9 protein-coding genes and 1 pseudogene are annotated in these 16,307 nt (G+C 47.2%); 2 read left to right on the forward strand and 8 right to left on the reverse strand.

Going from position 1 to position 16,307, the window contains the following annotated elements; genetic code table 11:
- Positions 1-126: 126 nt before the first annotated feature.
- Positions 127-1,272: pseudogene (locus QM717_RS17250) on the reverse strand (FG-GAP repeat domain-containing protein); the annotation flags it as partial.
- A 213-nt stretch (positions 1,273-1,485) separates the two neighbouring features.
- Between QM717_RS17250 and QM717_RS17255 the strand changes: the two are divergent.
- A complete protein-coding gene (locus QM717_RS17255; RefSeq protein WP_415039369.1) occupies positions 1,486-2,574 on the forward strand; it encodes a sensor histidine kinase in 1,089 nt (362 codons plus the stop codon).
- Positions 2,561-3,265, forward strand: a complete 705-nt coding sequence (locus tag QM717_RS17260; RefSeq protein WP_415039371.1) for a LytR/AlgR family response regulator transcription factor — start codon at positions 2,561-2,563, stop codon at positions 3,263-3,265. Before QM717_RS17255 ends, QM717_RS17260 begins: the two co-directional genes overlap by 14 nt.
- A gap of 1 nt (position 3,266) precedes the next feature.
- On the opposite strand, the gene QM717_RS17265 is transcribed toward QM717_RS17260, so the two are convergent.
- The 7 genes from QM717_RS17265 to rpsA all read right to left on the reverse strand — a co-directional run bounded on the left by QM717_RS17265 (position 3,267) and on the right by rpsA (position 16,177).
- Complete coding sequence (locus QM717_RS17265; protein WP_415039373.1) at positions 3,267-3,629, reverse strand: MoaF-related domain-containing protein; 363 nt, start codon at positions 3,627-3,629, stop codon at positions 3,267-3,269.
- Positions 3,630-3,639: 10 nt separating this feature from the next.
- A complete protein-coding gene (locus QM717_RS17270) occupies positions 3,640-4,068 on the reverse strand; it encodes a MarR family winged helix-turn-helix transcriptional regulator (protein WP_415039375.1) in 429 nt (142 codons plus the stop codon).
- A gap of 110 nt (positions 4,069-4,178) precedes the next feature.
- On the reverse strand, positions 4,179-6,392 hold the full coding sequence (locus tag QM717_RS17275) for a T9SS type A sorting domain-containing protein (protein WP_415039376.1): 2,214 nt from the start codon (positions 6,390-6,392) through the stop codon (positions 4,179-4,181).
- Positions 6,393-6,502: 110 nt separating this feature from the next.
- Positions 6,503-9,313, reverse strand: coding sequence for a T9SS type A sorting domain-containing protein (locus QM717_RS17280; RefSeq protein WP_415039378.1), 2,811 nt, complete (start codon positions 9,311-9,313; stop codon positions 6,503-6,505).
- Positions 9,314-9,397: 84 nt separating this feature from the next.
- Positions 9,398-11,623: a T9SS type A sorting domain-containing protein gene (locus tag QM717_RS17285; RefSeq protein WP_415039379.1), complete on the reverse strand. Its 2,226-nt coding sequence runs from the start codon at positions 11,621-11,623 to the stop codon at positions 9,398-9,400.
- A 94-nt stretch (positions 11,624-11,717) separates the two neighbouring features.
- A complete protein-coding gene (locus QM717_RS17290; protein WP_415039381.1) occupies positions 11,718-14,300 on the reverse strand; it encodes a T9SS type A sorting domain-containing protein in 2,583 nt (860 codons plus the stop codon).
- A gap of 101 nt (positions 14,301-14,401) precedes the next feature.
- A complete protein-coding gene (gene rpsA, locus QM717_RS17295; RefSeq protein WP_415039383.1) occupies positions 14,402-16,177 on the reverse strand; it encodes a 30S ribosomal protein S1 in 1,776 nt (591 codons plus the stop codon).
- Positions 16,178-16,307 lie beyond the last annotated feature (130 nt).

Consider the following 16,307-nt stretch of genomic DNA (forward strand, 5'->3'; position numbering starts at 1 on the left):
GCCGATCGGTTCGAAAGCGGTCCCGATTAGGTTGATTGCAATCCAATGGTTGGCGTTTCCGTCGTTATGGTACAGAAAATCATTGGCATCGACGCCACCGAAAGTCGTAGTCGCCACGGCCAAATCCTGAAAGCCGTCGTTGTCGTAATCGCCAAAGGCGCAGCCGTACGACCAGGACAAATCGGTTGCAGGCGCACCATCGAGCACTTTGGTGAATGTCCCATTGCCGTTGTTGAGAAACAGGAAGTTGTTGAGCGGTTCGGCTACGCTGTTGAACGCATTGGTCACGAACAGATCGATATCACCGTCGTTGTCGATGTCGCTCCAGGCCGAACTGAACGAATGCGCATTGGTCATCGTCACCGGATCGCCCGTAATTTTGGTGAAATTGAAATTCCCGTCGTTGCGGAACAGGGCGTTGTCGGCGCCATCGTTGCACAGGTACACGTCGAGATCGCCGTCGTTGTCGTAATCGCCCCAACTGCTGCTCATCGTCCAACCGCCATTGTTGACGATATCCCCGGTCGTCAGGCGTACGAAAGTACCGTTGCCGTCGTTGCGGTAAATGTTTTCGTTGTTGCTCGTATTGCCTTCGTTGGTCACAAACAGGTCGAGGTCGCCATCGTTGTCCATATCGGTCCAGTTGACCGAGCGCGAAAGAAACGAATTGATGACCTGGTCACCGCTCGTGATCTTGGTAAAGGCATTGTTGCCGTCGTTGTGGTACAATTGATTTCTTCTCGTGGCCGTGGTGGCGCCGCTCCGCGTGACGTACAGATCGACTTTGCCGTCGTCGTCGTAATCGCCCCAGGAAGCCGTTTCGCTGTATCCGCCGGAGGCGATCATGGGTTGTGTGGTTTGCTGGGTGAAATTCCCGGCCCCGTCATTGAGGTAAAACATGTTGTCCTGCAAATACCAATTCACGACCACGGCATCAAGGTCACCGTCGTTGTCGCAATCGGCAAAAGTGGCGCCATCGCTGGGTTTGCCATCGTTCACGATTGGGTCTGCGGTTACCGCTGTAAAATTGGTCCCATCGGTATTGAGGTACAGCATGTTGTTCTGTCCGCCCGCTTTGCCGTTGGAAATAAAAAGATCCAGACGCCCATCGTTGTTGACATCGACCCAGTTGACACTGCGCGAATCTCCTGCGGTATTGACCACTGGCCCCGTGGTCACTTTGGTAAAGGTTTGGGCGAGCACCCCATTTGCGGACAGCATCATGGCTGAAACAGTAGCCAGCCGCAGCGTTTTATGGTAATTTTTTTTCATGTTGTTTTGATTTTACGATTAGCATACGGTTAAAATTAATCGGTTTTGCACTGCTATTTTTTGGCTGTCCATGGACAACAATTTACGGCACAATCAAAACCCAAAAAGACGGTTCAATGGATTTGATGTGGAGCAAACGGTTGTTCATGGGATTCAAACCAACGCCGACCGGTTGGCCTATGATGCATCAATAATATTGTCTATTTTTGGTACATGGGCAAACGACTATGCTATCACACCGCCTTTTGGGTATTGTATGTACTGTACAAAAGCTATTTGAATTTTGACTCCGGTTCATCGGGAGTTGAAGGGAAATCGGGCATGGTACTTTTCCTGACGATTGTCTTGGTGCAAACGGTTTTTTTGGTGGTGAAAATTCCGCTCGTTTATGCCTTGTTTGCCGTGACCAATCGTTTTCTGTCCAAACAATGGGCATTGCCCCAAACAATCGTTGCGGGCATTGGCCTGTTTGCCTTCGCGGTTTTGGGTTCGATCCTGATCAACCATTTTGTGGTGTACGGCTGGATTTTTCAGACCCAGATCGATTTATGGGAAAGCCTTACTTCGTTTCAAAGCATCGGCTATTGGTTTTTCATTTTGGCTTTTGTCAGCGGAATCGCGATTTCGATCAAATTGACGCGGTTGAGCATCCGGCAAAAGATCGAGGAACAGGAATTACTCAAAAAGAAACTGGAAATCGAACTGCAATTTTTGAAAGCCCAATCCAACCCGCATTTCCTGTTCAACACCTTGAACAACATTTACGGACTGGCGCGGAAAAACTCCGACCAAACCGCCGATGTCGTACTCAAATTGTCGAGCATGCTGCGTTACATGCTCTACGAAAATGCGCGCGATTCGATTGCCATAGAAAGTGAAATCAAGATCATCAACGACTACATCGAGCTTGAAAAACTCAGGTATACCAACCGGCTCAATGTGACTTTCAGCCATTCGATCGACAATTACAAAGAAAAGATAGCGCCTTTGCTGTTGCTGCCTTTTGTCGAAAATGCGTTCAAACATGGGGCGGGCGAATCGAGGTTCGAGAGTTTCATCGACATCAACCTGACGCTTCAGAACCAACAACTGGCCTATGAAATCAAGAATTCAAAGGAAGGCTCGGGCGATGACGAACGGACTGGTCCAAATGATCCCGATCAAGCCGAAGCCAAAATCGGGCTGGGCAACATCAAACGCCAACTCGAATTGCTCTATCCGAAACACCGGTTGGCGATCGACAACACGCCCACCGCATTCACCGTGAAACTCCATATCAATCTCAACGATGGAAAAATATAATTGCCTCATTGTCGAAGACGAACCGTTGGCAGCCGAAATCCTGAAGGATTACATCGGCCAGATTCCGTTCCTGAACCTGGTTTCGGTCTGCGAAGATGCCATTTATGCCTTGGATATTTTGCAGAAGGAAAAAATCGACCTGGTCTTTTTGGATCTTAATCTTCCCAAACTCAAAGGGTTTGATTTCATCAAGACACTCAAAAATCCGCCGCGCATCATCATCACGACGGCTTACCACGAATATGCGCTGCAAGGATATGAATTCAACGTGATCGATTATTTGATGAAACCGATTGCCTTCAACCGTTTTCTGGTCGCGGTCAACAAGTTGAAACCATCGACCGAAATGGTTGCACAACCTACCGCGATCACTAAAAGCGAAAGGGAATTTGCGTTTTTCAACGTCAGCAAAAAAAAGGTAAAAGTGTATTTTGATGAAATCTTGTACATCGAAAGCGTCAAGGAATATGTCAATGTGGTCACGGCGCAAAAGTCGATACAGGTCAAATTTCAGCTCGCCCAGATCGAGGAATTGCTTCCGAAAGACCAATTCCTGCGCATCCACCGCTCCTTTATGGTCGCCAAAAATAAAATCGAAGCCTTTTCGGCCACCGATGTCGAGATCAACAACAAACTCCTGCCCATCGGCCGAAGCTACAAGGAATTGGTGCTGTCGGTGATCGAGAAATAAATCAGTTGCCTATTTCTATACGGCCTTCGATCGGGTAAAATTTGCCATCGGGACGGTAGACCATACCCGATACCTTGCGCGTTTTAAAATCGGACAGCAAATTCACAAAAGTCTTGTCGGCTTCCTGCCAGGCCGTCATGATCGTATGCTTGTCCACGTGGATGGTTTTGGATTGCTCCTTGCCTTCGGTGCCTTTGCTTGGGTTTTTCCAATACAAGGTCGAATCGGTATAAATGGTCATGTGGATGGCGCCTGCTTTAAACTGGAGCGTCAATGGCTTGTTGTAAAAGCTTTTGGCATCGGTTTGCTGGCCAAAGATGATGATCGGCAACAGCATCAAATAAAGGAATGCGAATTTTTTCATGGCTGTGGATTTATTTGCAATTGCGTACAATTCTATTGAGCAGCGTTTTGAGCGTTTCGATTTCCTCGGGTGAAATTCCCCCAAGCGCCTTGCTCCTATTGGACCGGATAATCGGCTCCAAATCTGTTAGTATCTGCTCGCCCTTGGTTGTTACATTGAGACTGAATCTCCGGCGGTCTTCGGGATGAAAGTCGCGTGTCAGGATTTCCTTCTTGACCAATATTTCAATCATGCGTGTAATCGAGGCCAAATCCTTGAACACATTGGCCGCGATGATCTGCTGGGTGGCATCCGGGTTGTTCTTGATGGTCGTCAGCAAAAGCCATTGGTCGATCGTGATGTCGATGTTTTCCTTGTTGATGTTTTTCTGCGCCATCTGGCGGTATGACTTGATTGCTTTGTCGAGTGAATAGAAAACGATTTGTTCCAACTTTTCCATGATTGTTCCGTATATTGATGTAAAAATATTTGATATATCAATTAAATCCTAATTTTGTGGATAAAAAAGCCTTTCTCGTAGGAAAGGCTTTCGGTACAATACAATTAAAATTATTTTTTTAGGAACTGGGCATGACCTACCCCATCATCCGTCTGGACCTTGATGAAATAATTGCCACTTCGCAAACCGGAAACATCGATGCGCTCCAACTGATTCTTGAGGCCATTAGCCAAAACCAATTGTCCGAGGGCATTGTAAATCGAAACTGCGTGCATATTCCTGTTGGATTGGAGGTTCAAAACGTCGCCTGCCGGGTTAGGGTAAATCCTGAAACCATTGGCGGTTTCAAAATCAGAAGTCTTCAATAATGAAACTGTAGTCACTGCCGGTTCGGTCGCAATCGGGAAATTGAAATCGAAGAAAATCTTGGCCGCATTGCTGAACGTATCGCCCAATACCAAATCTGGATTGGTCTTGATCTTGAACGCCACATAACCATCGTTGTTGGCATCGTCGAATGGCAGGTTGATGTTCTCGAAAATGAATTCTACACGGGATCCGACGATTCGCGTCACGCAAGGATGGCTCGCGCCCAAAGACTGCAGCGACTCCAGTACAAACTTATCGGTATCGATGTTGTCGGCCACCACCACATTGATGGCGTTTGCGGTTCCCGTATTTTCAAAACGGATCATGTAATGCACATATTCCCCTACCCGCTCCGGCGCAATCGTGGCGCCTTCGAGACACACTTTGTCGTTCGGGTCGAGCGAGTTGACAACCACTTCGTTGAGGGCCATCGTATTGTTGTCCGGGTCTTCGTCATTGGCAGCCGTTATCGTGGCGCTGCTCGACAATAGGGTTCCGGCATCTACCGGCGGGACAGACATCGGGGTATGGACGTTGAGCACCACATCGATCGTGCGCGTTTGCAGCGGCAGCAAATCGCTGTAATTCCAGGTCAGTTGTCCAACGCTTTGGGCGTCTGGAATGACCGTGGCATTCGAAAAATCGGTCAGGGCATCGTCATAATTGAAAGTCGCGGTTCCCGAGGCCGATTGCGAACCATTGTTCTCCAAAATGATCCGGTATTGGGCCGGAATGCCTGGTCTCACTTCGGTAATCGGAAGGATCGAAACCGACACATCGTCGTGCGTCCCATTGGCCGTGAGGCAAACATTCTGCACATAAGTTGGGTCGTTGAAGATGCTGATAAAAGTAAATTCAGGATCGATCGTAAAATTTTCAGGCTGCAATACCGTTGGCGAAAACATTAATGTCGTGCTCACCACCGGTATGTGGTATTGTCCATTGGCATCGGTCAGATAGGTCCAAGAGATGCCATTGTCCATATCGTACAGATTGATTTTTACATTGGTCGCGACTTGGTCGGTTTCCGTGCAAGATCCGTCGGTACTCAGACGCGCCGTCCCGGAAATCATCGTGAAATTGCCATCGGGCACAAACGTACAATAGCTGTTGATGTTTACACTCGAATTTTGCATCTCCAACAAGTTCATCATGCTGGTTTCTTCCAGATCATCGATACAGATGGAATGCAGGTTCGGGAAATCGCTGAGGGTAAGCGACAGGTTCTGCTCCAAATCGTTGAAACCGTTCTTGAGGTTGATGTACGCCAGGTTATTGTTCCCGTAACAGGAAACGCCATACCCGGTCAAAAAGTAATAACACCTCGACAAATCGAGCACCGTAAGGTTGTTGTAATTGACATCAATTGAATAAAAACTACCGCCGATATCCAAATCGGAAATGTTGTTGTTGCTGCAATTGAAATGGCTTGGCCCTGCCGGGTCCCCATAAAAGTTGACCGCCAACGACGTCAGGTGGTTGCCGGCGCAGGTGAGTTTCCAGATGGTCTCGGCATCGGGCATGAGCAATGAAGTCAATTGATTGCTGTCGCAGATGACCGTCTCGAGCTGCATCGCGTTGCTGAAATCGAGCGAAGTGATGCTGTTGTCATTGCAATGGACGTTTCTCAAATTGGTCAAGGTCAAGGCCGGAAGTGTCGTACACGAAGTATAGGTCACGGTCAAACCGCTCATGTTGGTAAAATATTCGATCCCGGTCAGGTCGTTGATTGCCGCATTGTTATTGATGACAATACTGGTGACGGCAAGCGCCTCGGATTGTTCGATTTCGCCATTTCCATCGACATCGACGGTCATCGCGCTGCTGCCGTTGAAAGCACAGGCCGAAGGATTGCCCAGCAGCAAAGCCTTGAAATCAGGATCCGGAAAATTAATGATTTGCGCGCCCGCATTGGAAAGTACAAAACAGGCAATCAATAGGTAGCTTTTTTTCATAGGATTTGTTTTGAATTACGTAAATATAAAATTTTTAGGGATATTCTTAATTTTTTGTTAATAAAAAAGCCCTGACTCAGCAGGGCCTTTGGTTTTTTAAGAATTTGATGTTACTTTTTGATAAATTTCATCGATGAAGCGCCACGGTCCGTCCCTACTTTAATCAGGTAATTTCCGGTTGGCAGTGAAGAAACATCAATTTTTTGGGCTTGATTGGCATGGGCCACAACCATAACGGCCTGACCCAATGTATTGTAAACAACCAATGACTGCAACTGTATGTTTCCATTGGTTTGGATGTTCAATACATTGTCTGCGGGATTCGGATAAATTGAAAAATATTGGCCGATTTCAAAATCTCTGGCCGCCAATGCACTAATGGTCGTAACTGCCGCCTCGGTCACAACCGGATGGTTGTAATCAAAATAGATGCTCGCGGCATTACTGAACGTATCGCCGAGCACCAGCGTCGGTTTGGTTTTGATCTTGAACAACACGTAGCCATCATTGTTGACATCCTCGAACGGCAGGTTGATGTTCTCAAAAATGAATTCCACTTTATCGCCATTGATTCGCGCCACGTAATCATGGCTTCCGGCAAGCGGAACCAGCGAAGACACTTCAAATTTATTGCTGTCAATCAGATCGGCCACGACCACATTTTCGGCCACGGCGGTCCCCAGGTTTTCAAAACGGATCAGGTAATGCACATACTGTCCGGCCATATCCGGTCCAACCGTACTGCCTTCGAGACAGGTTTTGTCGTTGGGATCAAAGGCATTGACCACGGTTTGACGCAACGACGACACATTGTTGTTGGGGGTTTCGTCGTTGGCGGTCACCGCTGTAGCCGTATAGGAAAGCACGTCGCCCAAATTGACTGCCGGGACTTCCAATGGCGAATTGACATTCAACACCAAGTCGATTTCGCGGGTCTCAAAAGGCATCAGGTTGTCGAAATCCCAGGTGAGCAGGTTGGCGGTCTGTACCAATAGACTTTGGCTTGAGGATACAAAATCCAGAATCGCATCGTCAAAATCGAGCGTAACCGAACCCGATTCAATTGTATTGCCTTTGTTGATGTAAATGATTTTGTAATGGGCATCAAAACCCGGACGGGCTATTCCATCGGGCATGATGACAAGCTCCACATCGGGATGGCTTCCGGTTGGAACAAGACAGAAATCAAGCGAAACCGGGCTTGCCATGCTTGGAAAACTAACCGCCGTACTCGCTGGAGAAACGCTAAAATAAGACGGGTTTTCAACCGAAGGCGTGACCGTATAATTCCCGGCCTGCAAACTGTAAGTATAAGCCCCCGAATGGTTGGCGATAAAACTGCCCGAATCGGTATTCGAAGCAAACGTAAGCTTGAGGTTCGGAAAAGCAATGTCCCCCGAATCGCAACCATTGTTGTCCAGATCCAATCTGTTGTTGCCGGCCACGGTATAAAATTGGCCGCCGGGAACAAACGAGCAATAGCTGTTGACATGGCAGGTCGCCGTCAGGTTATACGTGACAATATTTTGCTGGATGCCCGCCACCTGCGCTTCATCCACACACACATAACGGATGTTGGACGATTGGTTGAACATAGTTATGGTTTCGTTCGCGCCGTTTTTGGCAAAGACCGTTTCGAGCATCGGACAACTTCCGGCAAGTAAACCGGTCATTTGGGTATTCTGGCTGATATCAATCGTGGAGACTTCATTGTGGGAAACGTTCAGGGTCTGCAAATTCGGCATGGCACTGACGTCGATGGCCGGCACATCGTTGTACGAAACATCGATGGTTTTCATCATGGTATTCTGGCTGATATTGAGATCGGTAATCAAATTGCGCGAACAGTTCAACGTCTGTAAATTGGGTACTACCGACAGATCGAGCGCCGTCAGGTTGTTCTCGGTGCAATTCAGCGATACCAGGTTGGGCACAGGCGACAGATCGAGCGCATCCAATTCGTTCCTGATCAGCGTCAGTGTCTTGAGGCTTGGTACCGGCGACAAATCGATGGCCGTGATGCCGGTAAAACTAAGGATCAGGGTTTCGAGACTCACAAGTCCCTGCAGGTTCACACTGGCAAAAGGCACATTGCCCCCACAGCACAGGTATTTGAGACTGGCTAATCCGTGCGGGTCGAGCGAAGTCATTTCGTTGCTGGTACAGTTCAGGTATTTGAGGTTGACCAACGGCTGCACATCGAGCGTGGCGATGCTGTTGTGGTGGCAGGTCAGGGAATCAAGCGTGACAATCGGGCTCAAATCGAGCGTTGTAATTTCGTTGTAGTTGCAATCGATCGACCGGATACTCGACAATCCCGTAAAATTCATCGTCGTGAACGTGTTGTAATTGGCAGTCAATTTTTCAAGGCCCGGAAGCAACGAAAGCGTCAAGGGCGCCGTGCCGTTGTTGTTCCATTTCAAAGTCTTGAGATTGTTGACGCCTGTAAAATTGATGTTGGCATTGGGCACCTGGTTGACATACAGATCGAGCAAACCGGTCAGTCCGGTCAGGTTGACCTGGGTCAGGGTGCTCATGCCTTCGATCTTGAGTTTCTGGATGCTCGACATCCCGCTCAAATCGAGCGTCGTGATCGGGTTGCCATAAAACCGGATCTCGCGCAAATTGACAAAACTCTGGATGCCTACAAAACTGTACACATTGGGGTCGAATCCCGGGGAAATCCAAAGAAAGCTGACCTGTGCCGCTTCGGATTCCTGAATTTCGCCATCATCATTGGCATCGATGGCCAGCGGGTTGCCTGCCAAATCTTTGGCCACATTGTAAAAAAACGAATTGGGATCGACGTTGCTCGAGTTGACCAGGACCATCTTGAAGACCGGATCCGGAATGTTGACGATCTGCGCCACCGAAAACTGGGCCAACAACGCCATCATAATGAGTAAGCAATTTCTTTTCATGGGTTTTGTTTTGGTTTGCTAAATGTAACTAAATATTTGATTCAACGGAAACTAAAAAAAGCCCCGCACATGGCAGGGCTAATTTTATTTCTTGATAAACTGTGTATTGGATTGGCCGCGGCTCGAATCAATCCGTAGGAAATAGCTTCCAACAGGCAATGCCGAAACATCGATCGGTTGCAGGGGTTGCGGATTCCATACGCTCATCACCAATTGGCCGAGGTAATTGTAAATCCGCAGCGATTGCAGCGCCGTTTGATTTTTCGATTGGATGTGAAGTGTGTTTCCAGCCGGATTCGGATAAATCGAAAACTGCTCCGAAAACTCAAAATCCTTTTTACCCAATGCGGCAATGAGGGTCACGGCGGGCTCGGTTACGATCGGGTGGTTGAAGTCGAAATAGATACTGGCCGTGTTGCTGAACGAATCTCCCAAAACCAAAGTATTTTTCGGCTTGATCTTGAACAGGACATAACCGTCATTGTGGGCGTCGTCAAAAGGAAGGTTGATGTTTTGGAACACGAACTCGACCTTGTTGCCATCGATCCTCGTAACATAAGGATGGCTGCCTTCGAGTGCCACCAACGATTCGATGTCGAACTTATCGGTATCGATCATGTCCTTGACAAAAATATTCTCGGCCGCGAAAGTGCCCGTATTTTCAAAACGGATCAGGTAATGCACATAACCGCCGATCATTTCCGGACTGATGACAGTGCCTTCGAGACAGTTTTTGTCGTTCGGGTCAAAAGAATTCACAACGCCTTGGGCCACCGTGGCTGAATTGTCGGCAGGCGTTTCATCGGTATTGGCAGACAGCGTTGCGGTGTAATTCAAAACATCCCCGCTGTTGAGCGACGGGGTTTCCACCGGGGAATTGAGGTTGACCCTGACCAAGATCGTCCGGCTTTCAAACGGGGCCAGATTGGCAAAATTCCAGTGCAATTGTCCGGTCGATTGCGAAGAAACGGCAGGCGTCGCGTCAACCAAGTCCATCACGGCATCGTCAAAAGAAAAGGCCAGCGAACCCGATTGCGTGGTCGTTCCCACGTTTCGGTAAACGATGTTGTAACGGGCATCAAAACCCGGACGTGCTACGTTCAGCGGCACAATAGACACCGATAAATCATCGTGCGAACCATTCGGTGTGATACAAAAATCCTGGATTACCGGCGTGGTCTGTGCCGCAAACGTAATGTTCAGGTTCGGTGGCGATACGGTAAAATAAGATGGATTTTGGATATTGGGCGTAATGGTATAAGTCTCGGCGGTAAACCACATGGTATAATTGCCGCTCTCGTTGGCTATAAAATGGTACGGAACATTCATGCTTGGATCGGCTGTAAACCTGAGGTGCGGATAGGCTTCATCAGAGGCATCGCAACCATTGCTGTTGGCATCGACGCGAACCGTTCCCTGCAGCGTAAAATGATTGCCTTGCGGTTCCACCGTGCAATAGGTATTGATTTCGGCGGTAGAGCCGCTCCATCCGGCCGATTCGACCAATTCGTCATACTCATAGCCCGCATCGCAACAGAGGTATTCAAGCAACGGAAAATCACCCGGATAAATCATGTAATTGTGAAAACCGTTCTTGATGTTCATCGACACCAGTGGGTTTCCTGTGAAATAGCAACTCGAGGAATCTTCACAATTGGAAATATCGATATGGGTCAACTGGTTGTCCGCGCAATTGATTTCCGAAAACCGGCCTTCGATCAAAAGGCTTGTCAACTGATTGCCACTGCATTGGAGCGAAAGATAGCCCGTTGCAGTTTCGGCTCCATGCGAATGCACTTCGAGGCTCGTCAGGTTGCTCCCGCTGACATCGAGCACTTCGAGAAAATTGACGCCGGTCAGGTTGATTCCGGTCAGGTGGTTGTTTGGGCAATACACCGTCCTCAAATCCGGGCAATTGCTAAAATCGAGCACGCCGCTCAAATTGGCCCCATCGGCGATCAAGTGTTTGAAATGCGTCAGCGTAGAAAAATTGATCGTCTGGATGTGTTGGTTGATCTGCATGTTGATCGATTCGAGGTTGGTGAAATACTCGATTCCACCAAGATCGTGGACGCCCTGCCCCCACATGAAAAGATCGAGTTCCTTGATGTTTTGGGCCTCGCTGACTTCGATTTCATTGTTGGCATTGGTATCGACAACGGTGGGCTGGCCATCCAGATTGTAAGCAATCAAATGGGTTTCGGACGAATACAACAACATGTCCTTGAAATTATAGTCCGTAAAATTGATGACCTGGCCGTAGCCCATCATGCCAACAAAAGCAACAACTAAGGTGTAGAGTTTTTTCATGTATTTGGTTTTTAGCGTCATAAATGTAAATAAAAAATAGCCTGCTTGAAATTTGCGTTAAAAAAAAAAGCCCCGCACAAGGCAAGGCTCTCCTTTATTTCTTGACAAATCGTGTATTCGAATTTCCGCGGTCGGTGGCAATTTTGATGAAATAATTTCCGGATTGCAAGGCAGAAACATCGATCGATTTCGCCTGTTGGGCGTTGATGACTTTCAAGACCAATTGTCCGAGCAGGTTGTAAATGGCAACCGACTGTATTGCTGTGCTGTTTTTCGATTGGATGTTGAGCATATTTCCGGCCGGATTCGGATAAATTGAAAATTGCTCCGAAAACGCAAAATCTCTTTTGCCCAATGCGGCAATCGTGGTCACGGCCGGTTCGGTCACAATCGGGTGGTTGTAATCGAAATAGATGCTCGCTGTATTGCTGAAGGTATCGCCCAAGACCAGCGACGGCTTGGTTTTGATCTTGAACAGCACATAGCCGTCATTGTGGGCATCGTCGAAAGGCAGGTTGATGTTTTCGAAGATGAACGCCACATTATTTCCCGAAATCCTCGTGGAATAATTATGGCTGCCGTCAAGCGGAACAAGCGATTCGACATCAAATTTATTGAGGTCGATCAGATCATTGACGACGATATTTTGGGCATTTGCCGTCCCGGTATTTTCAAAACGGATTTTGTAATGCACGTATTGACCAATCTTTTCGGGAGCGATGGTTGCCCCTTCCAAGCAGGTCTTGTCATTGGGATCGTACGAATTCAGTACCGAAAAACTGAGATTGAAGGTGTTATCGTTGGGTGTTTCATCGACATTTGCAACTACTGTCGCCTGGAGGTTTAAAATGTATCCGACGCCCACCGACGGCGTATCCATCGGTCCGTTCAATTTTAGCGTGACGAAAATTTCCCTTCTTTCAAACGGTTGCAAATTGGTGAAATCCCATGTCAAACTGCCTGTGCCTTGATTATTGTTGCTTGGGTTTGCGACAATAAAGTCGAGTGTCGGTTCATCAAAACCCAAAACAACCGTTCCAGATTGGGCGCTGGTGCCTTTGTTCTTGAATAGTATTTTGTAGGTGGATGTGAATCCTGGCTGGACGATATCGGTAGGCAAAATGACAATGTCGAGGTCGTTGTGCCCTCCGTTGGCGGTAATGCAGAAATCCTGGTTGACTGTACTCCCGGCGGCAGGGAAATCAACATTTAAAACCGATGGCGTCGCGATAAAATAGTCCGGATTTTCAAATTGCGGCGTAACGGTATGGCTTCCCGCCGTGACGGGCAACCTGTAATTTCCGGCCGTATTGGCCACAAATACGCCCGAATCTCCGTTGCTTGACACCGCAAACTTAAGGTCGCGGAAATTGATGTCCGAAGCATCGCATCCGTTGGCATTGCTGTCCAGTTTGGCATTGCCTTGTATGACATAGGAAGTTCCGCCCGGTACGAAAGTACAATAAGTGTTGGCGAAGCAGTTCGCGTAGCCGTATTCCGTGATCATGTTTTGCACCTCGTCCAACTGAAAATCATCAACGCATACATATTCCAAATTCGGATTTCCGGAAAACAGCAATCCGTTGCCTTCATCTGAGCCATTTTTGATGAACAGCGATGTCAACTGGTTGTCGCTGCAAACAATCATTTGCGCATGGATCGATACGTCCAAAGTAGTCAGCAGGTTGTTCTTACAGGTAAAGAAAGTCAACCCGGAAAGCTGATTTACGTCGATACTGGCAAGCTGATTGTTGTCGCACAGCAATTCCCACAAATCCAGGCCGCCAGAAAGGTCGATGCTCGAGAGCTGGTTGTCATTGCAACGCAAACTATTGAGCGTAGTGAGGCCACTCACGTCGAGCGACTGCAACTGGTTGAACTCACACCACAATTGCAGCAAATCTGTCAATCCGTGTACATTCAATGAAGTGAGCTGGTTGTTCAGACAGTGCAGGTAACCCAATCCGGTGGATTGCGAAACATCCAATGTGCTCAAATTGTTATGGGAACAATCCAAGTTAAAAAGGCTGGTGAATCCCGACAAATCCAGTACCGGAATCTGGTTATTGCTACAGTTCAACAATTGCAGGTGGGTCAGCGGACTCAAGGCCAATGACGCAATTTGGTTGTGCGAACAGTCGATTTGCGTAAGCGCATCGAGACCCGAAATGTCCAGCGCTGTCAATTGGTTGCTTTGACAGAACAATTGTTCGAGCTGTGTCAATCCGCCGACAGTAAGGCTGGTCAACTGGTTGTCGTAACAATCCAAATATTTAAGGTGGACCGCATTGGTGACATCCAGCGTGGTTATTTGATTTTGGCTACAGGTCAAACTTTCCAGATTATCGAGCCCAGTAATGTCCAAGGCCGTAAGTTGATTGTTGTAAAACCCAAGGAACTTGATATTGCTGAAATACGACAACCCTTCAACGGAAGTAACATTGCCATTGGGCATCGAGAACCAGACCAATTGCAAGGCTTCGGCTACTTCAATTTCTCCGTCGTTATTCGCGTCGATGGTCAGTGCATTGCCGTTGCCATCATAGGCCGATGCGTAACCCGAAGCGTTGGCATTCAAAAGCTGTGTCTTAAAATTGGGATCGGGGAAATTGATGACTTGTGCACCAACAGTAGAAAAAAAGAAAACGGCAAGAATGAGCAAGTAGTGTTTATTCATATTTTTTGCTTTTCCCGTAAATATACATAATAATTTAAGGAACAGGCGAGAATAAAAAAACCCCACATCACTGCGGGGTTTTTACTATCGATTGAGAACGATTATTTCTTCTCTTTCTTTTCCATTTTCGCTTTCAAGTCAGCAAGGATGTCGTTGTTGTCTCCCAAAGTTGCAGCCGGTGCATTGTTAGAAGATGACGTTACGTTCTCCTGAGCGTTTCTCACGTTTTTCTCCTCTTCTTCGCGGAAGATGGCCGTGTGAGAAGCTACTACTCTCTTGAACTCCTTGTTGAATTCGATTACTTTGAAATCAGCTACATCGCCTTTTTTCAATTTCTTGCCGTCTTCTTTTTCCAAGTGACGGGTCGGGATGAAAGCAACGATGTCGTCACCGAATTCTACGGTAGCGCCTTTGTCAACGATTTCAGAAATCGTTCCGTTGTGGATGGTTCCCACTGCGAACGAATCTTCGTATTGATCCCAAGGGTTTGGCGTAGTCTGTTTGTGACCCAAAGACAATTTGCGTCCTTCAACGTCCAATTCCAAAACGATCACATCCAATTTCTCACCTACGTTGATGAATTCAGATGGGTGCTTGATTTTCTTGGTCCAAGACAAATCTGAGATGTAGATGAGTCCGTCGATTCCTTCTTCCAATTCCACGAAAATACCAAAGTTGGTAAAGTTGCGGACGATTCCAGTGTGCTTAGAACCTACTGGGTATTTAGAAGTGATGTCGGTCCATGGATCTTGTGACAATTGCTTGATGCCCAAAGACATTTTGCGGTCTTCACGGTCCAAAGTCAAGATAACTGCCTCAACAGTGTCGCCTACTTTTACGAAATCCTGGGCCGAACGCAAGTGCGTAGACCAAGACATTTCAGAAACGTGGATCAAACCTTCAACACCTTCAGCCACTTCGATGAAAGCACCGTAATCAGCGATCACGACTACTTTACCTTTCACTTTGTCGCCAACCGCAAGGTTTTTGTCCAAAGCATCCCAAGGGTGTGCGTTGAGTTGTTTCAATCCGAGTTGGATTCTTGTTTTCTCATCATCGAAATCGAGGATTACCACGTTCAATTTCTGATCGAGTTCAAGAACTTCACTTGGGTGATTGATTCTTGACCAAGAAAGGTCAGTGATGTGGATGAGACCGTCAACACCTCCAAGGTCGATAAATACACCGTAAGAAGTGATGTTTTTCACCACACCTTCGAGTACTTGTCCTTTTTGCAATTGACCGATGATTTCTTTTTTCTGAACTTCGATATCCGCTTCGATAAGCGCTTTGTGAGAAACGACAACGTTTTTAAATTCGTGGTTAATCTTCACAACTTTGAATTCCATCATTTTGTTTACGTAAACATCGTAGTCACGGATTGGCTTCACATCGATTTGTGAACCTGGCAAGAACGCTTCGATTCCGAAAACGTCTACGATCATACCGCCTTTTGTACGACACTTCACGAAACCGTTAACGATTTCTCCAGTCTCATTGGCAGCGATCACGCGATCCCATGATTTGATGGTACGTGCTTTTCTGTGTGAAAGAACCAATTGACCTGTTTTGTCCTCGCGAACGTCAATGAGTACTTCAACTTTGTCGCCTACTTTCAAGTTCGGGTTGTAACGGAATTCGTTCAAAGAAATAACCCCTTCCGATTTGGCGTTGATGTCAACGATAGCGTCACGGTCTGTGATGCGAACTACAGTTCCTTCAACTACTTCTTCTTGGTCAGTGGCAATGAAGGTTTTTGAAACCATATCCTCGAATTCTTTGAGGTGTTTCTCGTCTACGGCGTCGATCCCTTCTTGGAAATTGTGCCAGTTAAAGTTGGTCAAAAAATCTTCTTGTGTTTTTAATAATTCAGACATGCTGATAAAATAATTTGTATTCTGTTCTTTTCTAATTTCTTACGCGGATCAAAAAACAGAAGTTGTTAGCTTTAAATTGTTTAGGCCCAATGGAAATACTTCTCCGCCAAAAGGTGCGCAAAAGTAAGAC

The organism is Flavobacterium sp., from assembly GCF_047602195.1.
Taxonomy (GTDB): Bacteria; Bacteroidota; Bacteroidia; order Flavobacteriales; family Flavobacteriaceae; genus Flavobacterium.